Below are 23552 nucleotides of genomic sequence, written 5' to 3' on the forward strand. Positions count from 1 at the left end.
ATGATTGCACAATGGCTTATTAGGTTGTACGACTGGTTTGCGCAACATCGCCTGCTGCGTATTGCCCTGCCCATTGCTATGGTGCTGGGCGCGTTGGTCGGCGCATCGCAACTGCGTTTCAAAGAAGACATCACCGACTTTCTGCCCAACGACCACAACTATCGTCGTTCGATGGAGATTTACAGGCAGACAAACGCTGCCGACCGCATCTTTATCGTGGCCTCGCCCACCGATACCACGCAGCTTAACACGCCCCTCTTGGTGCGCGCCATGCAGCTATTTCAACGCGAAAGCAAGGCCCGCGGATGGCAACTAACGGCACAAGCCGACTTCGAGAGCGTGATGCGCATTCCCGATTTCGCCTATCAAAACGCGCCTTTGCTGCTGGGCGATGCCGATTTTGCCCGCATACGCCGCATAACCTGCACCGACAGCATGGCCGCCGCGCTGCAACGCAATCGCGAAATGCTGCTTTTCCCCACGGGCGGAATGGTTACACAGAACATCGAACGCGACCCCTTGGGCCTTTTTACGCCCTTACTGGCCCGATTGCAGGCCAGTGGCAACGCCCTGCATTACGAGCTACACGACGGCTATATCTTTACACCCGACGACCGCCACGCCGTGGCTATGCTCACATCGCCCTACGGAGCAAGCGAAACAAATGGCAATGCACAGCTCGTTAAGCAAATAGATAGCGTGGCGCGAAGTGTAGAAACGCGCGTGCCGGGCGTGAAATTCGCCGCTACTGGCGCGCCCGTGATAGCCGTAGACAACGCCTCGCAGATAAAAAAAGATAGCATTTGGGCCATCTCTATTGCCGCAACGCTCATCGTTGCGTTGTTGGTGTGGGCCTTGCGGCGCGTTCGTCACCTGTTTCTCATCGTCGTTTCGCTGGGCTTTGGCTGGCTCATGGCTATGGGTGGAATGGCTTTGGTAAGCAGCGAAGTGTCTATCATTGTGTTGGGAATAGCCTCGGTAATCATCGGTATCGCCGTAAACTATCCCTTACACTTCGTTACGCATCTGGCTCATTGCAGCTCGCCGCGGCAGGCACTCGAAGAGATAGCCTCGCCCCTTGTGGTGGGCAACGTCACAACTGTGGGGGCTTTTGCCGCCTTAATACCCCTCGATGCCACCGCATTGAGCCATTTGGGCATCTTCGCAGCCCTGATGTTGGTTAGCACCATCTTGTTTGTTGTGGTGTTCTTGCCCCATTTTGTGGGCAAGAAAAACGTTTCTGTCAAGCCTTTGACCGCAAACGAACAAGACGAAATGCCCGATGCCGCCCCCATATCGGCCACATCTGGGGCTACTGCGACTGCCCATTCGCCCCATCATCGCAGGCGAACGGTGGTTGTTGGTACGGCTTTGGTGGTGGTAACGCTCGTGCTGGGCTATTTCAGTTTGGGCACACAGTTCGACACCGACTTGCGAAACATCAACTACCTAACGCCGCAACAGCAAACACTTTTGATGCAATTGGCGCAGATGCGCGGCGAAGAACATGGCACAACGCAAGTGTATTTCGTGGCCGAAGGAAAGCATGTAGAGCAGGCTTTGCAGGCTGCCGAACAGCCACAATACCCGCTTTTGGTGGCTAGTAAGGCCGAACAAGAACGCCGTTTGGCGCAATGGCACTGTATATTGAAGGAGCGTGCACCGCAATTAGACAGCTTGGGGCTTTTGGCTGCGAAGGAAGGCTTTGCTGCCGATGCCTTCGCGCCCTTCCAAAAGATGCTCGCCGCACGCTTTACACCGCAACCGCCCAACCATTTTGCGCCCTTTTTACAAGCCTCTTTGGGCAATCGCATAGTGGGAAACGCGGTGGTTAACATCGTTAATGTGCCTTCGGCGCAGGCCGATAGCGTGGCGGCGGCCTTTACATCCACGCCTAATGCCGAGCGTTGGGCGTTCACCCTGCCCAGTCTTAACGCCACGATAGCCAATTCGTTGTCGCAGCATTTCAATTATATCGGTTGGGTTTGCGGTACCATCGTTTTCGCGTTTCTTTGGCTTTCGTTCCGCAAGTTTAAGCTTGCACTCATCGCCTTCATGCCTATGATTGTGTCGTGGCTGTGGATTTTGGGCGCGATGCACCTTTTAGATATGCGTTTCAACTTGGTAAACATCATCTTGGCCACCTTTATTTTCGGTCAGGGCGACGATTATAGCATTTTTGTTACCGAAGGATTGATATACGAACGGCGCCACGGCCGCCCCATGTTGGCGGCCTATCGCAAGGGCATCTTGCTCTCGGCAGCCATTATGTTCATCGGTATGGGGTCGTTGGTTGTGGCTCGTCACCCCGCTTTGCATTCGCTAGGAGCAATAACCATCGTGGGAATGGGCGCAGTTGTGGCCCTCACTTATGTTGTTCCGCCATTGTTGTTTAAATGGTGGGTGAAGTAGGCGCGGCCTTATTCAAAAGCTAAGCAGTATCTTCTCTTGTCAATTTTTCGGTACATTTTTTAACATTGTGAGTGCGATTTTTGTTCGCAATCGTCCGCCTTGCCGCAAAAAATCGATTCTCGTGGAGGTTTGTTTGGGAACAAAATGGGGTGGCATGTGAATGCTTACAAAATGAATATTTATTTCAAGAAAGCATCATTTACACCGCTTTTGGGGCTATTTACCGCTAAATGTGGTGCGTTTTGGTGCAAAATGACCTGCGTTTTGCCGCTAAATGCAACGCGTTTTGGTGCTAAATGCAGTGCGTTTTGGTGCAAAACGCAAGGTAAAATGGTGCTAAATGCAGTGCTTTTTGATGCTAAACGCGAGACAAGAAGTATAAATATCCACAGCAATTGTATAAATAAAACCTCTTAGAACCATGAATAACAGGACTAAAAAGGGTAAAATAGTGGTTAAAAAGTGGGGTTTTAGGGTCTAAAAGGGGCAAATTGGGAACAAAAAAAATGCGAGTTGGCGGCCAAATAGAAAGGTAAAATGGTGCAAAATGCAGGTTGTGTTCTTAAAAATGGACTAAAACAGAAACACGTAAGGCGGCAATCCGCGGCCAATTGCTTGCTTTTTAGCCCTATTTTTCGCTAGAATGGTTGGCCGGCAGAATGTGTTTTGTAAAATCTATCACAAGAATTTAAGGTTCTGAGTTGATGAGTTTGTGAGTTAGTAAGTTAATAAGTGGGTAAGCTTGTGGGGTGGTAGGTTTGTAAGATGGTAGGTATATTGGTGGCTAAGTGTTTGAGTTTGTGAGTTAGTAAGTTAATAAGTGGGTAAGTTTGTGGGCAGGTAGGTTTGTAAGATGGTAGGTATATTGGTGGGTAAGTGTTTGAGTTTGTGAGTTAATAAGTTTATGGGTGGGTAGGCTTGTGGGCTGGTAAGTTTGTGAGATGGTAGGTATATGTGTGGGTAAGTGTATGGGTTTGTGAGTTAGTAAGTTAATGAGTGGGTAAGCTTGTGGGCTTGTAGGTTTGTAAGATGGTAGGTATACGGGTGGGTAAGTGTTTTTAGTTTGTATTACTTTTCATGGCATAACCACGTTTTGCCGCTGATAAATGGGACAATATTTCAAATTATATCGTAACTTTGTCTAGTACTTTGTACAGGAGAAGTGTGCTTATCTTGGTTTGTTTTTCGCAACATAAAGATAATAAGTCCCACTTAACTGATGGAAGTTTTAGAAGTAAAGGCGACTTCAACGCTCGAACTGAACAACTCACAAACTAAAAATAATATTGAGCTTTGCGTAAATTAAAAACCATAGAAATGCACCGCTTGACGGTGGACGAATTTAAAGCAGCCAGCAAGTTGCCCCTTGTAGTGGTGTTAGATAATGTGCGTTCGTTGCACAATGTAGGTTCGGTGTTGCGCTCGTGCGATGCTTTCCGTGTTGAGGCCGTCTACCTTTGCGGCATTACGGCTACACCACCAAGCGCAGAAATTCATAAGACGGCTTTGGGCGCGGAGGATAGTGTGACGTGGAAATACTTTGCCGAAACCAGCGATGCCGTTGACGAATTGCACGCCAATGGAACCAAAGTGTTTGCCGTGGAGCAAGTGGCAAACGCTACCATGCTGCAAAGCTTAGAAACCAAGGGAGGCGAACGTTACGCCGTTGTGCTGGGCAATGAGGTGAAAGGCGTTCAACAAACAGTGGTAGACCGCTGCGACGGATGTCTCGAAATACCCCAGTTTGGCACTAAACACTCACTCAACGTGTCGGTTGCGGCTGGAATTGTGGTGTGGGAGTTTGCTAAGAAGATTGGCAATAAGTGAGTTGGCGAGTTAACTTGTCAACTCGTCCACTTGTCTTCTTGTTAACTCGTCCACTTGTCCTCTTGTCAACTAATCTCTTCTTACAAACCGAACACTAGTTGTTACAATCCGAATAATCTGCAAGACACTTTATATCTAATCTAGATTTTTAACACAAGGGGTAACAGAAAAAGCCTTCGCTTTTCTTTTTTGGTTACACAAAATGTCGTAACTTTGCAAACGATAAAAGTATTTATTAAACATATCAATCATGAAAAAAACAACATTTGACAAGGCCCTACTGGGCTTTCTTGGCCTAGTGGCCATCCTTTTTATGGGAGTTACTTTATCCTCATGTTCAAACGACGACGATGGGCCAGTCGACAAAAAGAAAGATAAGGTTAGCGCAATCGTCGGAACTTGGCAACAAGACATGAAGGAGAAAGTTGGCGAAGGCACTGGTGAGGGAGAATCGGAAAAACCCGTTCCCGTTTTCGAAGTTTACCAAAAAGACGGCACTTATTTAAAGACCAGTGACCCCAAGAACAAAGAGGCGAAAGTAGAGGAAGGAACGTACACCGTAAAGGAGGACTCACTGTTTGTTGAAGTGAAAGGAACAGACGCTGTGCGCAAAGATGCATTCAAGTTCGTAATTAAAGAAAATAAACTGTCTAAACAACAGAAAGGAGAGGAGATAGCAACTTACACCAGGCTTAAAGAGAACCCCTGACCCGGGTGAATACAAGAAAAGCATGATACGCCGACTGATGCCGGCGGACATTAGCAGTGCAGACATCGAGAGATGTCTGCCTGTATGCCATGATAAGCATTGACCTTCTGCAACTAATGGCCTAATCAAACGCAAAAGTGGCTGCACAATACAGGGATAATCCTATGCAAGGGCAACCCAAAACACCTTTAAAAATGAAAAACAAGGCTGCATAATGCAGGGACAACCCTACGCAAGGGCAGCTAAAAACACCTTTGAATATGAAGAACAGGGCTGCATAAAGCAGGGGCAATCCTACGCAAGAGCAGCTAAAAAACACCTTTGAATATTAAGAACAGGGCTGCACAAAGCTGGGGCAACCCTACGCAAGGGCAGCTAAAAACACCTTTGAATATGAAGAACAGGGCTGCACAATGCAGGGACAACCCTACGCACGGGCAGCTAAAAACACCTTTGAATATGAAGAACAGGGCTGCACAAAGCAAGGGCAACCCACACAAGAGCAACCCCAAAACACCTTTGAATATGAAGAACAGGGCTGCATAAAGCAAGGACAACCTTGCGCGAGAGCAACCCAAAAACACCTTTGAGTATGAAGAACAGAGCTGCATAAAGCAAGGACAAGCCTACGCAAGAGCAACCCCAAACACCTTTGAATATTAAAATCAGCCACTTATCATAGACTCTTTGCCGCAAACCATACCACTTTTATTCGTGTTTCTCGAATTTCTGCACTAACTTTGCACATTATATATATAATTGTAAACAACAAGACATGTCATTAAAATGTGGTATAGTAGGGCTGCCCAACGTGGGCAAGTCCACCCTCTTCAATTGCCTTTCAAGTGCTAAGGCACAGGCAGCTAACTTCCCTTTCTGCACCATCGAGCCCAATGTGGGCGTTATCACCGTGCCCGACGAACGCCTAACACGCCTCGCCGAGATTGTACATCCTGGCCGAATTGTGCCTGCAACGTGCGAAATCGTAGACATCGCAGGCCTTGTTAAGGGCGCATCAAAAGGCGAAGGACTGGGAAATAAGTTCTTGGGAAACATCCGCGAGACCGATGCCGTGATACATGTACTGCGTTGTTTCGACGACGAAAACATCACACACGTAGACGGAACCATCGATCCCATACGCGATAAAGAAATAATCGACACTGAATTGCAGCTGAAAGACCTCGAAACCATCGAGGCCCGACTGGCCAAAGACCAAAAAGCTGCGGCCGCAGGAAACAAGGATGCCAAGCTGAATGTTACCGTACTGACGGCCTACAAGGAGGTGTTGGAGAAGGGAATGAACGCCCGCAACGTGACTTTCGAAAGCAAAGAGGAGCAACAAGCCGCACACGACCTGTTCTTACTTACCGCAAAACCCGTGCTGTACGTCTGCAATGTAGACGAGGTCGCGGCCAAAACAGGCAACGATTACAGCCGAAAGGTGGAAGAAGTGGCTAAGGCAGAGGGGGCCGAAGTGCTGGTTATTGCGGGCAAAACCGAAGAAGACATCGCCTCGCTGGAAAGCTACGAGGACAAGCAAATGTTCCTTGATGAACTGGGTTTGGAAGAAAGTGGCGTTAACCGACTTATCAAAAAGGCTTATGCCTTGCTTAATTTGCAAACCTTTATCACGGCCGGCGAGATGGAAGTAAAGGCTTGGACCTACCACCGCGGTTGGAAAGCGCCCCAATGCGCAGGCGTTATACACACCGATTTCGAAAAAGGATTTATCCGCGCAGAGGTTATTAAGTACGAAGATTACATCGAATATGGTTCGGAATCGGCCGTGCGTGAAGCCGGAAAGCTAGGCATCGAGGGTAAAGACTACGTGGTGCAAGATGGCGACATCATGCACTTTAGGTTCAACGTATAGTTATCTTGCTGGGCGAAATGGGCTGCAATCATACTCAATGCACGCTTATCTCTCACTCCGCACCATCGTGTATGGCCCGCTAAAATCTGTTTCGCAGTACGCCAAACGATGCCTTGTGGGTGGCGATGTGGCGCGAACCCATTTGCACCAACAAGGAGTTATTCGTCTAAAATGGCAGCATACAGCCGCTAAAATGGAAGAAGATAACCGCTAAAATGGCACAGAACGCGTTGCGCAAACCCCCATTGCGCACGCCTAAAATCTAAATAAAGACAAATGTTATCACACCTTAACTACATCCTTTGGAACCCCGATGTAGAGGCTTTTCACCTCTTTGGGTTCTCCGTTCGCTGGTACTCCTTGTGCTGGCTCATTGGTCTTGTGTTGGCCTACTTCATCGTACAGCGCCTTTACAAGCAGCAAAAGATAAAGGACGAGTACTTCGATCCGCTCTTCCTTTATTGCTTTTTCGGCATACTTTTGGGCGCGCGACTAGGTCATTGCCTGTTCTACCAGCCCGAATACTACCTAACCAGCTGGCAACATTTCATCGAAATGATTGTGCCCATCCACTTTTTGCCTGGTGGAGGAGGATGGAAATTCGTGGGCTACGAAGGGCTGGCATCGCATGGCGGAACCATCGGTCTCATCGTTGCCCTTTACCTTTACTACCGCCGAACGCGGCTAAACCTGTGGCAAGTGCTCGATAATATCGCCATTGCCACCCCCATAACGGCCTGCTTTATCCGCTTAGGCAACCTCATGAACTCGGAAATCATCGGCAAAGTAACCGATGTGCCTTGGGCGTTTATCTTCGAAAGGGTGGATAAGATGCCACGCCATCCGGGGCAGTTGTACGAGGCCATCGCCTATTTCGTGTTCTTCTTCGTGGGGCTTTGGCTCTATCGCAAGCATCCGCAGCGTGTGGGTACTGGTTTCTTCTTCGGACTTTGCCTCACGCTCATCTTCACATTCCGATTCTTTATCGAATATACCAAGGATATACAAGTAGACTTTGAAAGCGGTATGCCCCTCAATATGGGTCAGATTCTCTCGCTGCCCTTCATCGCCATCGGCATCTATTGCATGCGCAGAAAAGGCAAGGGGCAAGTCTCGAAGTAATGAAACCACAGGGCAGAACATGCCCAAACTACGGCAATGGCCAAGGAAAAGACCTGCCGTAGCTCACTCCATAAACCTCAAAAACAACAATGAAACAAACGCTTATCTTAGCTTTTCTTGCCCTCGCATCGGTTGCGCAGGCGCAAATCAGACAGGAACGAAACCTCGACAAGTGGCAATTCTCGCGCGACGGAAAGGATTGGCAGCAGGTTGATGTGCCGCACGATTGGGCCATAACGGGGCCTTTCGACCGGAAATGGGACATTCAACACCTAGCCATCGAGCAAGACGGACAAACCGAAGCCATAGACCATACGGGGCGTTCGGGTGCTTTGCCGTGGATTGGTAAGGGAGAGTATCGTACTACTTTCAGGCTACCCGCCGGCACAAAGCATACCACGCTCTATTTCGATGGGGCCATGAGCGAACCCGTTGTTTATGTCAACGGCCGCGAGGCAGGTCGTTGGATGTATGGCTACAACGCGTTCCGACTAGACATTTCGCCCTACGTGAAGAGTGGCGTAAACGAAGTTCGCGTGTTGCTGAACAACCAAGAGGAGAGCAGCCGTTGGTATCCGGGTGCAGGTCTTTATCGTCCTGTAACGCTCATCACGGCAGGCGATGCCCGAATAGACCCCTGGGCAACCATCTTTAAAACTGTAAATCTTGCAGGAAGTAAGGCACAGGTGTATGTAGAAACGCAGGCAACAACGCCCAAAGGCAAGGCTGGTGCGCGCCTTGCAGTGAGATTGCTCGATGCAAACGGCCGTGCTGTGGCGCAGAAAAACCTCACGGCCAACGCCCAAGGCACGGCTGCGGTACAGCTGAATATAGCCAATGCCAATGCGTGGAGCCCCGAACAACCCTATCTCTACACGCTCGAAGTAAGCCTATATCAAGGCAACAAACTGGCCGACCGCCTACGCCAACGCGTGGGAATACGCACTGTGGCCGTTAGTAAAGAGCATGGTTTCCAGCTAAACGGCCAGTCGCGCAAGTTTAAGGGCGTGTGTTTGCACCACGATTTAGGTCCTTTGGGTGCAGCTGTCAACAAGGCAGCCATCATTCGTCAGATACGTTTGATGAAAGATATGGGTGTAGATGCCATTCGTACCTCCCACAACATGCCGTCGCAAATGCAAATGCAAGTGTGCGATTCGATGGGTATGATGGTGATGGCCGAGAGTTTCGACGCATGGAAAGAACCCAAGGTGAAAAACGGCTACAACCTGTTTTACGACCAATGGTGGCGCAAGGACTTAGAGAACCTTATACGCGGACATCGCAACCACCCCTCTATCGTGATGTGGAGCATTGGTAACGAAATTCCCGAACAATGGAACAAGGAGGGCGCCCAAAGGGCGAAAGACATGACCGACTATTGTCATCAACTGGACAATACGCGCCCCGTAACCTGCGGTGGCGACAATCCTAAGGCCAATACCGAGTGTGGATTTTACGCCGCACTAGATGTTCCGGGCTTTAATTATCGCGTAAACCTTTACGATGAACTTATCTCCAAGCAACGCCAAGGCTTTATCCTCGGCTCCGAAACCACCTCAACGGTGAGCAGTCGTGGCGTGTATAAGTTCCCCGTCGACGAAAGGAAGATGGCTACTTATAAGGATGGTCAATGCTCTTCGTACGATGTGGAATGCTGCGGATGGAGCAATTTGCCCGACGATGACCTGATAGCGCAAGACGATCGCAGCTTTACCATCGGCCAATTTATATGGACGGGCATCGACTATTTGGGCGAACCCACTCCCTATTACTCGTATTGGCCCTCGCGAAGCAGCTATTTTGGCGCGGTAGATTTGGCCGGATTGCCCAAGGATAGGTTCTATTTGTACCGCTCAGTATGGAACGAAAAGCAACCAACCTTGCACCTTTTGCCCCATTGGACGTGGCCAGGACGAGAAGGACAGCAAACACCCGTGTACTGCTATACCAGCTATCCTGAGGCCGAACTCTTTGTAAACGGACAGAGCCAAGGCCGCATCAAGAAAGACAAGGCATCGCGACTAGACCGCTACCGCCTGCGTTGGAACAACGTGGTGTACCAACCTGGCGAACTAAAAGTAATTGCTTACGATGCCAATGGTAAGCCTGCGGCCGAACAAGTGGTGCGTACGGCTGGCGAACCCCATCATTTGGTGGTGCAGGCCGATAAGTCTTCGCTTGCCGCCGATGGTCAAGACCTGCTTTATCTCACAGTGTCGATGGTGGATAAGGACGGCAATCTATGTCCCGATGCCGACGACGAGCTAACGTTCGACGTTAGCGGAGCAGCCACGTTCAAGGCTGTTTGCAACGGCGATGCCACTTCGCTCGAAATGTTCCACTTGCCCCACATGCGCCTTTTCCACGGCCAGCTGGTTGTTACGGTGCAAAGCAATAAGGCTAAGGGCAAGGTAAAGATGGATGTAAAGGCACCTGCTCGCAACATTTCTACCATCTGGCAGAACTAAGAGGGCAGGGTATAGCCCAGTTTACAAACGGCTACACACACCGGTTAGCGTTATTGGGCGTATGGGTGCTTATTGCTTTTCCTAGCGTTCCTAGGTTTATTTAAGGCCCATTGTTCCACAGCTTTTAGATAGGCTAACCATCTAACAAACAAAACGGCAAGTGCTTGGTGAACATCCACCAGTCGCTTGCCGTTGTTGTTTATCCTCAATCTGTTCGTTAGAAAAATCCGCTTTCATTTTGCCAAAGGAAACACAGACCGCGCGCAAAGAGTTAACTTGCCAGCCGTATTTCAAACATCAGCGGAAGATTTTCCTAACACTTTGCTTTTGAAAATCCGTAACGACCAGTTTTAGTCTATGCCTCATTCAGGCCGCTAAACCCTGCTTGCCAACCACGTTCCGCAATGAAGGGCCACGAAACCTAGGGCAACACTTGCGCCCAAATAGCCTGCTGCCATAAGGATTTGGTTGGTATGCGCCATCCCCGACGTTTCGTTTACCAGCGAACTAAGCGTTGTTAGTCCGCCGCAAAAGCCCACACAAACCAGCAGTCTAAACCCTTCGCCACCGCCAAACCACCGTTGCAGCAGCGTTCCCACAAAGCCGATGACAAGGCATCCCAATACGTTGGCCGCCAAAGTGCCGAGGGGTAGCCCGCCATTTTGTGTTGCTGGCCACAGCCACGACAGCGCGTAACGAAGTGCGCTACCCACTGCGCCGCCCAATGCCACCAATATAATGTTGCGTATCATAAGCCTTATTGTTTAATGTTTTCTGAGTTTTTCAGTTATTTATTTTGTTTCTTTACCATCCTGCAAACCTTTCCTAGCGATACACTTGTGCCTAATAAGCCCGATGCCTTGTGTGATAAGCCCATCAATTCTGTGGCTAGCCAGCCCAACAACTCTGTTTTTGTTTTTTATATTCAACGTCTCCTTACTTACCTCCTTATTATATATAGCGCATCTGTTCGCAAGGCATCAAGTTGCACTCCTTTGCACCATTAGCAATATTTGTTGCCGCGCAAGGTCCTGTCCACATGCCTATTTCTGTCAACATCGCATAAGCATTCCCTGTGTACCACGTTCAATGGGGAGTTTTCCCATTTCATTATGCCGTCACAAAGTTAAGCAATTATTGTTTTCAACGCCCACATTCGAGATTGAAAACTTGGTGAAACGCAAGTATAGAAACCCCTAGACCCCTTCTTCTATTCACCATATAACGAAACAAAAGATATAATCATTTGCCGTAACGGCCCTCTTGCCCCTTCTTAAACCCAAACTGTTCATTAGAGTTTTTTAAAAATCAAAGTGCTACGTAAATCACCCTCTGTTGCCTGAAACACGAACAGCGACTAACCCTTTGCGCATATTCAGCGTTATCTTGGGCAAAACAAATGCGATTTCCCTAATGCCCAATTGGGGTTAAATTCATCTTTTACAGACAAGCAAGGCTGCGAAACCAGTTTCCATTTGCCACTAAAACAGCAAGTCATATCACTCCCCTCTCCCCTTGGAGAGGGGTTGGGGGTGAGGCCGAGAGGGGTTGGGGGTGAGGCCTTTAAAAAAAGAGCGCCACGTTTTGTGACACTCTTTTTTCCACTTAATTCGAAAACGAGCTGATGAGTGGGCTTTTGTTTAGCCCCTCATACTATTGTTGCGACTTGAATGCCGCATATATCTTATCAGCGATGCTTTGCATTTGCTCAGCAGTAAGTTTCAGTTTCTCTCGTTTAAAGTCGGCGTCCGCCTCCGATTTCAGGGGTAGCAGATGGATATGTGCATGTGGAACCTCCAAGCCCAGAACCACTTGTGCCACCTTGATGCAAGGGCAAGCCGTTTTTACGGCACGAGCAACGCGTTTGGCAAACAGCTGGAAGTCGGCCAATTCGTCGTCGTTCATGTCGAATATATAATCAACTTCTCGGCGAGGAATAACCAACGTGTGGCCTTCCATCAGCGGGTTGATGTCGAGAAAAGCATAGAATTGTTCGTTTTCTGCACACTTATAGCTAGGAATTTCGCCAGCGGCGATTTTGCTGAATATATCCATAATGTTAGCTGTGTTTAGGTTGTTTGCATGTACGCACGACCAAAAGGCGGCGACTTTAAATCGTAATCTTGTCTATTCTCAATTTGATGGTGCCGCGTGGGATGGTAATTTCCACCTCGTCGCCCTCTTTTTTGTTGAGCAAACCCTGTGCGATGGGCGTTGTGATAGCTATTTTGCCCTCTTTCAGGTTCGCTTCGCTTTCGCTCACAATGGTGTACGTCATCTTTGCTTTCGTTGTGAGATTAGTCATCTGCACCTTCGAAAGAATCTGCACGGCATCACTGCTAAGTCTAGATGTATCAACGATTTTCGCCTCGTTGATGGCCACCTTGAGCTTGTTTATCTTGTCTTCAAGGTGAGCCTGAGCCTCCTTAGCCGCGTCGTACTCCGAATTTTCACTCAAGTCGCCCTTATCTCTGGCCTCGGCAATGGCAGCCGATGCCTTGGGGCGTTCAATGGATTCGAGCCGTCTAAGCTCTGCCACGAGTTTCTCGTAGCCTTCTTGTGACATGTAAGCCATATTCTTTTTAACCTTAAATTATGTTGGTGTTAGTTTTTCCGATGACAAATAACTACAAATTCCGACAGCCTCAAGTTGTCGGAATCATTGATGTTCGTGTTCAACACACCTTCCTGCCAAGCAACGTTTTAGGTTCGCTTTACGTTGCATTTATGGCTTAAAGAAAAAGTCTCATTATTTCTTTGTGTGGATATGGATGCTGCAAAGTTAGGCAATTTTATGCAAAGGGACAAGCCTTGTGTGTAAAAAATGTTTAAATGCGGTGTGTTTTATGTTACGTTTTACCGTTGGCAAGCTGTTTGTTTGCATAGAAAGCTGCATGTCTTCCGCCCTCGTTTGGGTGCTGTCTAAGAGGCTGGTTAGATGGAAAGCTTGTGGCCTTAGCGTTCTAATGCGGATGCCATATAAGCCACTTCTAGGGTTGGTTAGATGTAATTTTTGTGGCCTTAGCGTTCTAATGCGGATGCCATATAAGCTACATCTAGGGTTGGTAAGATGGCTTTTTGGGTGTCTTAGCGTTCTAATGCGGATGCCATATTAGCTGCATCCAGGGTTGGTTAGGTGGAATTTTTGGGGTCTTGGCATTCTACTGCGGATGCCATACAGGCTATATTCAGTGTTGGTTAGGTGGAATTTTTGGGGTCTTAGTGTTCTAATGAGGATGTCATATAAGCCACATCCAGAGTTGGTTGGATGGTATTTTTGTGGCCTTAGCGTTCTAATGCGGATGCCATATAAGCCACATTCAGGGGTGGTTAGATGGAAAGTTTGTGGCCTTAGCGTTCTAATGCGGATGCCATAAAAGCTACATCTAGGGCTGGTTAGATGGAAAGTTTGTGGTCTTAGTGTTCTAATGCGGATGCCATGTAAGCTACATCCAGGGCTGGTTAGATGGAATGTTTTGGAGTCTTGGACTTAGTTCTGTGTCAACAAGCAGCCGCTTAACGCTCCCAATTAGGCATAATGAGCCGTCTCTTAATCTTTCTCTGCTGCCATATTTCTGTTAAATGTGTTGCTTTTGTTTTACAAAACGCGTTTTATTCGCCACTCATTCTAGCGAGAAATGGGGCTTAAAAGCATGCAATTAACCGCATTTTTCCGTTTTGTAGGTTCCTATTTTAGTCCATTTTTAAGAAATTCACCTGCATTTTGCACCACTTTGCCTTTCTATTTGGTCGCCAACTCGCAATTTTTTCAAGTCCAATTACCTGCATTTTATCCCCAAAACTCCACTTTTTAACCACTATTTTGTCCTTTTTAAGCATATATTTCATGGTTCTAATAGATTATATTTATACAATTTCGACGCATTTTTATGCTTATCGCCCCACATCTTGCGGCAAAAACCACTGCATTTAGCATCATTTTGACTTGCGTTTAGCACCAAAACGCACTGCATTTAGCACCAAAACGCATTGCATTTAGCATCAAAACGCAGGTCGTTTTGCACCAAAACGCACCACATTTAGCGGCAAATAGCCCCCAAAGTGGTGTAAATGATGCTTTGTTTAAATAAATATTCATTTTGTCTGCATGAACAACTAGCTCCTTTTAGCCTTAAAACAAACCTCCGCGAGAATCGAATTTTTGCGGCTAGGTGAGCAGTTGGTGGATAAAAATGGCACTCTTCGTGTTAAAATTATTGCTGAAAAGTGGACAAAGGGGCAGTTGGTGAGATGCCAAGTTAACAAGAAGACGAGGTGATTGGGAAGTGGACGAGAGGTTAGGGAGTTGACGAGTTGACAAATAACAAGCGTGCAATAAACAAAGCATTTCACTCCCCTCTCCCCTTGGAGAGGGGCTGGGGGTGAGGCCGATGATGGCTGTGGGTGAGTCTGGTGGATAACAAGTCAACCAGTAACAAGCGTGCAATAAGCAAAGCATTTCACTCCCCTCTCCCCTTGGAGAGGGGCCGGGGGTGAGGCCAGTTGTGTGGGCTGAGCCCAATCGTGTGCCCCCAGTTAGGCTAAATACCCCAAAACAAGCCTTAAACTCCAATTCTTAACCACGAAACAAATAATCTTTGTAATTTTCTTTTACAATTTAATTGTTTTTTATTACCTTTGTACACCTATTCAGAATACCACATGAAGAAGCTTTATTTACTTATTGCCGCCATGATGGTGGCCACGTTCGCATGCGCACAGACGCGCTTACCGAACATCACACTAAAAGACGTATCGGGTAACGACGTGCGACTAGACACGCTCAGCAACAACGGAAAGCCCATCGTGGTGGCCTTCTTCGCAACTTGGTGCAAGCCATGTAACCGCGAATTGAATGCCATCGACGAGGTGTATAACGACTGGAAACAGGAAACGGGCGTGAAAATTGTGGCCGTAAGCATCGACCAGGCACAGAACATCAATAAGGTGAAACCGCTCGTAGACGAAAACGGGTGGACTTACCAAGTGTTGCTCGACCCTAACGGAGAACTGAAACGCGCTATGGGGGTGCAAATGATACCCTATACGCTGCTGCTTGACGGTAAGGGATACATCGTATATAAACATAACGGATATGCCGATGGGGCAGAAACAGAACTGTACCAGAAGGTGAAAGACTGCTTGTAAGAAAGATCTTGATGCTGTCTCTTGGGCATCCAACGGTGTTGTTGGGTGCTGTCGAGGGCGAAATACGCTACCCACCTGCGGTGAGGGGAGCCTGGGAACTGTGTGCTTACACCCAACCGCTAGCAACAATAGCGGATAAACGCGCGGTGAACGAAATCTTGGAGCTGTGTGCTTATGCCCAACCGCTAATAACAATAGTGGATAAACGCGCGGTGAGCGAAACCTTGGAGCTGTGTGCTTATGCCCAACCGCTAACAGCAATAGCGGATAAACGCGCGGTGCGGGAGTGTCTTGGTGTCGCATTTCCACACCGTAAAAGCCCAATCCATTGGCCCACTATGAACGAACAAATACACCAACAAGAACATTGTGAATAACCATTTTTAATACGCATACGCCAAAATATATGCTTTTGAACAACATGTTTAGAAACCCTTTACCCAACAAACAGCTGCTGTTGCAACCCCGACAACCTAAATGGATGGGGCTGCCGCTGCAACAAATGCTGGGCATAAAGAAGAAATTTTCGGAACCAAGCGCGGTTGCGAAGAGCCACAGGGCCAACTGGAAACCCTGGGGAACAGCACTTGCCATTGCCATATATTGTGCAATGGCCCTGCCCGTTGGGGCACAAGACCAGCCGAAAAAGGGATTAACCCTGCGCGGCTCGATACAAACAGACATGCTTGTACCCGAAAATGACAAGCAAGCAGGGATAACAAAGGATAACGGAGACTTCTTGAACAACACTTATGTAGAGCTAGACGCATCGCTAAGAAACTTCGATGCGGGTGTTCGTTTCGAGTATATGCAATATCCCCTGCCCGGTTTTGAACCCGATTTTAAGGGTTGGGGCGTGCCGTATTATTACTTAAAGTGGCAAACACAGCACGTGGAACTAACGGCAGGAACGTTTTATGAGCAGTTTGGGTCGGGCTTTGTGCTGCGCAATTACGAAGAAAGGAGTCTTGGAGTAGACAACTCTTTGCTTGGCGGACGATTGAAAGCTAACCCGCTACCCGGCGTTTACGTTAAGGCTTTGGCAGGAAAACAACGCCGGTATTGGGAACATAACCCTGGCTGGGTGGGCGGCGCAGACCTGGAATTGCACATCGAACAGTGGCTGCTGGGCATGCAAGCGCACGACCATCACTTGATGTTGGGTGCATCGGTGGTTAATAAAAACGAACCCGACGAGGTGATTATGGCCGACGCCACCCATCGTTTACGCCTTCCGCGCAACGTGATGGCCTACGATATTCGCGCCCAATGGCAGCATGGAGCCTACAACGTGTTGGCCGAATATGCACAAAAGGGACAAGACCCAACGGCAGATAACGGCTATATCTATCGTCATGGATATGTGGCCATGCTGTCGGGGTCGTACTCAAAGCGCGGACTTAGCATGCTGTTGCAGGCCAAACGCAGCGTGAACATGGGTTTTCGCTCGCGCCGAAGCATGGTGGGCACATCGTCGTATGTAAACCATCTGCCTGCTTTCACCCTCGAACACACCTACGCTTTGCCTGCCTTGCGGCCCTATGCCACGCAACCTGAGGGCGAATGGGCCTATCAAGCATCGTTGGGTTACAAGCTAAAAAAAGGCACGCCACTTGGTGGACGTTATGGTACGGCTCTGAAATTGAACTTCTCGCACGTGCATGGCATTGCCAAAAACCATCATGGCGGGAAGGGAACAGATGGCTATGGCTCGGCCTTTTGGGCGTGGGGAGATGCCACTTACTATCAAGACTTGAACGTACAAGTGGAGAAACGATGGAACCCGGCATTAAAAACCACGCTGATGTACATGAACCAACGCTACAATAAAACGGTGGTTGAGGGCGAAGGGGGTATGATTAACGCTAATATCTTTGTGGCAGACGTGAAGTGGAAGATGTCGCCACGCAACACATTGCGCACCGAGGCGCAGTACATGCAGTCGAAAGACGGCAACGGCGACTGGCTTTTCGGCTTGGCAGAGCTTTCGTTGGCACCCTCGTGGATGTTTACCGTGAGCGACCAATACAACGCCGGCTCTACGCATATCCACTATTATCAGGCGTTGGTTACGTTTGTGCATGGTGCACATAGGCTGCAAGTGGGCTACGGACGCACCAACGATGGGTATAATTGTAGTGGTGGCGTGTGCCGATACATGCCTCCAACGAAGGGCGCAACGCTGTCTTATAGTTATAATTTCTAGCGTGTGAGAGCATTAGAGTCGCCTTTTTTCAAATTCATATAGACATATACGAAAGGGTAGGCAGGCGATATTGTCATCCCTGATAAACCCTTCTAGCTAAATAAACAAGGCCATTTACTCCCCTCTTTCCTCGGAGAGGGGCTGGGGGTGAGGCCGACAACAATAAACAATATGCACATAAAACCATTACACATACTGCTTGCCGCCCTTTTATTAGGTGCATGCAACGACATTGCACCAAGCGACAGGCTTATCGAAGTGCCTGCAACAACGGCCAAACGCAAGGTGCTTGTCGAAGAGTTTACGGGTCAGCGTTGTCTTAACTGTCCTGCGGCGGCCGAAGAATTGTCGCGGTTGCAGGCCCAATATGGTGCCGACACGCTCGTGGTTGTGGCCATTCATGGCGGCAGGTTGGCCATTATGCCTAAGGAAGGGCTTGTAGGTTTGGCCACACCGCTGGGCAATAGCTATGCCGAACATTGGGGATATGCCAACTCTGTGCCTAAGGTGTTGGTGAATAGGCAACGCGCTGGTTCGGTAAAAGAGGGGTGGGCGGCAAAGATTATCGCAGCGTTTGAAACCAAATCGCCGCTGAATCTGAAACTCTCCACCACTTATAATGCCGCAAATCGCGAGCTGCAAGTAAGCACTTCGGCGCAAACCTTGGCAGAAGGCGTAGAAGGAAAGCTGCAATTGTGGTTGGTTGAAGATGGGATTGTGGCCTTGCAGCAGTTCCCCGACGATGTTTTAAAGCGCGATTACGTACATAATCACGTGCTTCGTGCCGCGCTTAATGGCGATTGGGGCGAGCCAATAAGCTTGCCAGGCAATGCAGAAAAGACATTAACCCATAAGCTAACCCTGCCAGAAGGCATCAAAGCAGACAACGCTTGGGTTGTAGCTTTTGTGTATAATGATGCAGGAGTGGTGCAGGTTGAAAGGAGAAAGGTTGGTATTTAAGGCCTTAAGCTGTTAAAGGCATCAGTTTATGGGCCGATAAGTTGGTTGGTTAATAAGTCTGCTTGTTTAATGCGCCCCTGCTGTAAAGGTTGATTTGTCCTGGTTGTGAGGCTTGATTTGCCTCTGCTTGTTTCTGCAAACAACCTGTTAACTCACAGACTTGTAAACTTACAAACTCACAAATTCACGGACTCATTATCTTATATACGCATCAACTTACAAGCTTACAAGTTCCCTCCAACTCATCAACTCGCGAACTCATCAACTTATAAGCTCACGAGCTCACGAACTTACAAGCTCCCCAACACATTAACTTACATACTCATCAGCTTACAAACTGATAAACTCATAAACATATATAATCACAAATAAATCTATTTAACATGAAGAGATTATTACTTCTTAGCGTATTATTTTGCCTTGCATCAGTAATGACAATGCAAGCAGCAAATCGTGAAATGGTATTTGTTGATGCCAAAGGAAAAGTATTGGCAGATAAGGCCACATTATCGTTAACCAAGGTAGAAAATGCTGGATTTGGACCGCAAATTAAGTCGGGTTTGTCCATTCGTAACGTCTCAGGAAAGGAGTTTAACGTTATGCTTGTCTACGAAATTGTAGAAATCAGCGGGCAAGGAGCCGATTTGGAGGTGTGTTTCCCTTCAAATTGCAACACATGGGACAAGAAAGGCAAGTACTATACGTCCTCACGAAAGGTTAGTTCTAAGGCGCAAAACATCTCCATTGCCACGGACTTTAATCTTACTGGCAAAGCAAACTGCACCGCCATATTGAAACTTTACACCACAAAAAGCACCGCAAATGTAGAAAAAGCGGTACCCGAACAACTGCTAGCTACGGTTACATTGAAGTTTAATGGCAATGCAACGGGCATAGAAAGCGTGCAACGCACGGCACAGAATGCAGACAACGAAGTGTGGACTGTTAATGGCGTGCTCGTTGGCCGCAACATTTCCGATGTCAATAGCTTACCAAAAGGACTGTACTTAGTACGTCAAAACGGTAAGACAACAAAGGTTGTGGTGGGAAAATAGACCAAAGTAAACGTCATTTTCATCCCCTCCTAGGGAGAGGATCTCCGACTTCTGCCTACGATAGGGGTGCGAGGTGAGTGCAATGTAGGGGGTGAAGTGAGCCTTAGCCCCATTGCTTTGTGGCAACTTTAATGGAATGGAACATCATAAACAAGGCATCCCATTCCCCCAACCCCTTTGGAAAGGGGGCAGGGGGAAGCCTAATAAAAACAAATAGTAAATGAAAAAACCACTACTTTCGCGCCTTTGCGTACTCGCATTCATGTTCTGCGCCTGCGCAACAGCCTTTGCCGGGTTTGGCGAGAACAACTTAGCGCCCATTGCTGCGCCGCGCTTATTCGTTGCAAAGGGTGCAACTGATGCCAAGGGAACATTCTCTTGCGTTAACTATGGCACCAACCCCGTCGCCTCTTACCGCTACACCGCCACCGTGAATGGTAAGGTTGTGGAAGAAAAAGAGGTGAAACTGGCCGAACCAATCAACGTAAACGACTTCGGAAAACTCTTGGTTAAGGTGCCAACATTCAACCAATTGGGCGACCATCAGTTGGTTTGTAACATCACGCATGTTAATGGTAAGCCCAACACAACGACCTTTTCGTCGTCTACACTCGACATAACGGTGGTCACCAAGGTGCCAACATGCCGCGTGGTGTTCGAAGATTACACCGCCATGTGGTGCCGATATTGTCCTCGCGCAACGGCCATCATGGAGTATTTGACTAAGAAACACCCCGACGACTTTATCGGAATAGCCGTTCATCAGGGCGACAAAATGGGCATCGGTGGCTATAAAACCCCTGCTGTGGGTAAGTTTGGCCTTCCTTATGTGTGGGCCTCGCGCAGAGCCAAAGTGTCTGGTTATACCGGCGAAGATCTTTATAGGGAGGCCAAAGCGCGCGGAGCGGTGATGGATATCGACGTAAAAGCAGAATGGAATGCAAGCGGTAACGCCATCAACGTGCAGTCTACCACTACCTTCCGCACCAATATGCCCAACGCCAACTATGCACTGGCCTACGTGGTTGTAGAAGATGGCATGCACAACGCAAGCTGGTCTCAAGCAAATTCTTATGATGGGCTTACCGATTTGTTGGAAGAAAACGAAGAAATGGCCGTTTTTGTTAAAGGAGGTAGAGTTATTTATGGCCTTAAATACAACCATGTGGCTCGTGCTTTCTTAGGCATTGACAGCGGAATGGAGGGCTCGTTGCCCAAGAATGTGGTGGCCGACAGGGGCATTAAGCACCAGGCAATGTTCCAAGGAGTGGGCAGGAATTGGACTCCACAGAACAAAAAGAACCTGCGTGTTGTGGTGATGGTTCTCGATAATTCCACGAACAGCATTGTTAATGGTGCCCATTGCCCAATCAAGCCATACAATACAACAGGTGTCGCAACCACCAAAAACACCGACCAACGCGTAGAAGTGGCGCGCTTTAACCTCAAAGGTCAACGCCTTTCTGCACCCGAAAAGGGTATAAACATCGTGAAGTATAGCGATGGAACTGTTGAGAAGGTGAATGAAAGGTGAAAGAAAGGCATCTTAAAGGTGAAAAAGTGAAAAGGTGAAAGAGTGAAAAAATGGCTCACGCCCTTCAAAGGTGAAAGGGTGAAAAGGTGAAAAGATGGCTCACGCCCTTTCAATTTTAAACGCCTTTTTTCCCATAAAGAATGTACAAGTTGATGGGCGTGAGCCATTTTTTCACCTTTTCACCCTTTCACCTTTTTCACTTTTCAATGCCTCTATCGTATTCATTTTTAAACTGAAATAGCATGAAAAAACAACACTTTTTGCGCCTTTATGCGCTCATGGCCTTGCTTTGTATGCAGACCTATACCCTTCTTGCAGCCGACGTATATAGTCTGTCTGTGGACAAACCCGCACGGATGTATGTAAAGACAGGTGCCTCGGGGCATAAGAACACGTTCATTATGCACAATTACGGCAACATCGTACAAAAGAACTTCCACTACAAGGCCACCATAAACGGCAAGGTTGTTGACGAGCGGACGGTGACATTTGCCACACCTCTCGTGGCTAACGGCCTAACTGGTCTAACCATCAACATCCCGCCACAAAGCAAAGCGGGCGATTACGAGCTGGTTTTAGACGTTACACAGATTAATGGCAAGCCCAACGGAAGTCCAGGAAAGATAGCCAAACTGCCCATCACTGCCATTAATAAGTTGCCTACATGCCGCGTGGTGTTCGAAGATTACACCGCCAATTGGTGCCCCTGGTGCCCTTCTGGCATTGCCGTCATGAGGCAAATGGCCAAGAAACACCCCAACGACTTCTTCGGAATTGTGGCACATGATGGTGATGTGATGGGCATAAAAGGTTATAATGTGCCCGCAACTCCCCACACAGGACTGCCCACCGTATGGGCATCGCGTGCAAATAAGGTAGAGGGATTTACCGGCGAGCTGTATTATCAGATGACCAAACAGCGTGGAGCGATGATGGATGTCGACGTGAAAGCCCAGTGGAATAGGCAAGGTAAGAGCATTGACGTACAATCTACCACCACATTTCGGGCCACAACCAACAACGCCCGCTATGCTTTGGCCTACGTGTTGATAGAAAACCGAATACAAAGAAACGACTGGGCGCAAAGAAATGGATACAGCGGAAGTACCAGTTATCTAGGTCTTAACCCCGAATTGGATTACTTTATCAAGTCATCTGACCCCATTAAGAACTTTGTTTTCGAAGATGTGGCTCGCTCTCACATAGGCATTGCCAACGGATTAGACGGCTCTTTGCCCCAAAGCGTTGTGGCCGATAGGCCCATTGTTCATAAATCTGCGTTGAATGGCATTGGCGATTGGGTGACGGTATTTAATAAAAACAACTTGACCGTAGTGGTTTTGGTTATCGACAACACCACACATAGCATCGTTAACGCCGCCCGTTGTGTTGTGAAACCCTACACTGCCACAGACATCGAAACCCCCAAAGCCACGGCAGAACGTGTGGAAGTGGCGCGCTTTAACCTCACTGGCCGACGCCTATCAGCCCCCGAACCTGGCGTAAACATCATTAAGTACAGCGACGGAACTGTCCAGAAGGTGTTCGTTAGGTAACACTGCGTTACGCCCGAAGGCCAATAACACCATGCGTGTAAAGCCCATCGCACCATTTTTATTAACGGATGCCCTGCCCATCTGGCGGCATTGTGCCGTTGGTGAGGAACAAATACGCTCTTCTACCCTTTCTCCTAGTGGGGAGGGGTAGGGGCGTTTTGTAAGTTTTTTAGCAGAGATTTTAACACTAAGAGTACCGTTTTTATCCACCAGCTGCTCGCCTTGCCGCAAAAAATCGATTCTCGCGAAGGTTTGTTTTGATGCAAAAAGCGGTAGCAAATGAACGTTGACAAAATGAATATTTATTTGAAGAAACTGCCATTTGCGCTGTTTTAGGAGCCATTTACTGCTAAATATAGTGCAATATGCACCAAAACGTAGTGCGTTTTGGTGCAAAATACACTGCGTTTTGGTGCAAAATACAACGCGTTTTGGTGCAAAACGCAAGGTAAAATGGTGCTAAATGCAGTGCGATTTGCCGCTAAACGCAGGTCGAAAGGCATAAATATCCACGCTAATTGTATAAATAAAACCTTCTCGAACCATGAAAAACATGGCAAAAAAGGGCAAAATGACCCTTAAAAAGTGGGTTTTTAGGGTCTAAAAGTGGGTAATTGGGGGCGAAAAAATTGCGAGTTGGCGACCAAATAGAAAGGCTAAATGGTGCAAAATGCAG

The 23552-nt window shown here is 48.1% G+C and carries 18 protein-coding genes; 15 read left to right on the forward strand and 3 right to left on the reverse strand.

What is annotated here, in order from left to right:
* The 9 genes from HMPREF0670_RS07655 (at position 1) to HMPREF0670_RS07690 (ending at position 10417) form a co-directional block, all read left to right on the forward strand.
* Positions 1-2412, forward strand: a complete 2412-nt coding sequence (locus tag HMPREF0670_RS07655; RefSeq protein ID WP_009230586.1) for an MMPL family transporter — start codon at positions 1-3, stop codon at positions 2410-2412.
* Between the two features lie 171 nt (positions 2413-2583).
* Positions 2584-2829 (forward strand): hypothetical protein, encoded by a 246-nt coding sequence (locus HMPREF0670_RS17075; protein ID WP_157579591.1) that lies wholly within the window; start codon positions 2584-2586, stop codon positions 2827-2829.
* 876 nt (positions 2830-3705) lie between these two features.
* Positions 3706-4239 carry an RNA methyltransferase gene (locus HMPREF0670_RS07665; RefSeq protein ID WP_009230587.1) on the forward strand — a complete coding sequence of 178 codons (534 nt, stop codon included), beginning with the start codon at positions 3706-3708 and terminating at the stop codon, positions 4237-4239.
* 250 nt (positions 4240-4489) lie between these two features.
* Positions 4490-4948: a lipocalin family protein gene (locus HMPREF0670_RS07670; RefSeq protein ID WP_009230588.1), complete on the forward strand. Its 459-nt coding sequence runs from the start codon at positions 4490-4492 to the stop codon at positions 4946-4948.
* Positions 4949-5269: 321 nt separating this feature from the next.
* Positions 5270-5494 (forward strand): hypothetical protein, encoded by a 225-nt coding sequence (locus tag HMPREF0670_RS07675; RefSeq protein WP_009230589.1) that lies wholly within the window; start codon positions 5270-5272, stop codon positions 5492-5494.
* Positions 5495-5723: 229 nt separating this feature from the next.
* The gene (ychF, locus tag HMPREF0670_RS07680) at positions 5724-6824 is read left to right on the forward strand and encodes a redox-regulated ATPase YchF (protein WP_009230590.1); all 1101 of its coding nucleotides are present in this window, start codon (positions 5724-5726) and stop codon (positions 6822-6824) included.
* Positions 6825-6861: 37 nt separating this feature from the next.
* Positions 6862-7038, forward strand: coding sequence for a hypothetical protein (locus HMPREF0670_RS16310; protein ID WP_009230591.1), 177 nt, complete (start codon positions 6862-6864; stop codon positions 7036-7038).
* A 62-nt stretch (positions 7039-7100) separates the two neighbouring features.
* Positions 7101-7946 carry a prolipoprotein diacylglyceryl transferase gene (gene lgt / locus HMPREF0670_RS07685; protein WP_009230592.1) on the forward strand — a complete coding sequence of 282 codons (846 nt, stop codon included), beginning with the start codon at positions 7101-7103 and terminating at the stop codon, positions 7944-7946.
* 89 nt (positions 7947-8035) lie between these two features.
* Positions 8036-10417 carry a glycoside hydrolase family 2 TIM barrel-domain containing protein gene (locus HMPREF0670_RS07690; RefSeq protein ID WP_009230593.1) on the forward strand — a complete coding sequence of 794 codons (2382 nt, stop codon included), beginning with the start codon at positions 8036-8038 and terminating at the stop codon, positions 10415-10417.
* Positions 10418-10791: 374 nt separating this feature from the next.
* Here the strand turns inward: HMPREF0670_RS07690 and HMPREF0670_RS07695 are convergent, their stop codons facing one another.
* From HMPREF0670_RS07695 to greA, 3 genes are all read right to left on the reverse strand, one after another.
* Positions 10792-11169: a fluoride efflux transporter FluC gene (locus HMPREF0670_RS07695; protein ID WP_009230594.1), complete on the reverse strand. Its 378-nt coding sequence runs from the start codon at positions 11167-11169 to the stop codon at positions 10792-10794.
* A gap of 901 nt (positions 11170-12070) precedes the next feature.
* Entirely contained in the window at positions 12071-12472 is a 402-nt protein-coding gene (locus HMPREF0670_RS07700; RefSeq protein WP_009230595.1) for an HIT family protein, read from the reverse strand.
* A 55-nt stretch (positions 12473-12527) separates the two neighbouring features.
* Entirely contained in the window at positions 12528-12992 is a 465-nt protein-coding gene (gene greA / locus HMPREF0670_RS07705) for a transcription elongation factor GreA (protein WP_009230596.1), read from the reverse strand.
* A 2087-nt stretch (positions 12993-15079) separates the two neighbouring features.
* On the opposite strand from greA, the gene HMPREF0670_RS07710 reads away from it, so the two are divergent.
* The 6 genes from HMPREF0670_RS07710 (at position 15080) to HMPREF0670_RS07740 (ending at position 22876) form a co-directional block, all read left to right on the forward strand.
* Positions 15080-15565 (forward strand): TlpA family protein disulfide reductase, encoded by a 486-nt coding sequence (locus HMPREF0670_RS07710; protein WP_009230597.1) that lies wholly within the window; start codon positions 15080-15082, stop codon positions 15563-15565.
* 610 nt (positions 15566-16175) lie between these two features.
* Positions 16176-17771 (forward strand): DUF6029 family protein, encoded by a 1596-nt coding sequence (locus tag HMPREF0670_RS07720; RefSeq protein ID WP_044078053.1) that lies wholly within the window; start codon positions 16176-16178, stop codon positions 17769-17771.
* Between the two features lie 171 nt (positions 17772-17942).
* On the forward strand, positions 17943-18731 hold the full coding sequence (locus HMPREF0670_RS07725) for an Omp28 family outer membrane lipoprotein (RefSeq protein WP_044077962.1): 789 nt from the start codon (positions 17943-17945) through the stop codon (positions 18729-18731).
* A gap of 383 nt (positions 18732-19114) precedes the next feature.
* The gene (locus HMPREF0670_RS07730; RefSeq protein WP_139145545.1) at positions 19115-19786 is read left to right on the forward strand and encodes a hypothetical protein; all 672 of its coding nucleotides are present in this window, start codon (positions 19115-19117) and stop codon (positions 19784-19786) included.
* A 220-nt stretch (positions 19787-20006) separates the two neighbouring features.
* Entirely contained in the window at positions 20007-21320 is a 1314-nt protein-coding gene (locus HMPREF0670_RS07735; protein ID WP_009230601.1) for an Omp28-related outer membrane protein, read from the forward strand.
* Between the two features lie 242 nt (positions 21321-21562).
* The gene (locus tag HMPREF0670_RS07740; protein WP_009230602.1) at positions 21563-22876 is read left to right on the forward strand and encodes an Omp28-related outer membrane protein; all 1314 of its coding nucleotides are present in this window, start codon (positions 21563-21565) and stop codon (positions 22874-22876) included.
* The last annotated feature ends 676 nt before the right edge of the window (positions 22877-23552 follow it).

Origin of the sequence: Prevotella sp. oral taxon 317 str. F0108 (assembly GCF_000162415.1) — a bacterium.
GTDB lineage: Bacteria > Bacteroidota > Bacteroidia > Bacteroidales > Bacteroidaceae > Prevotella > Prevotella conceptionensis.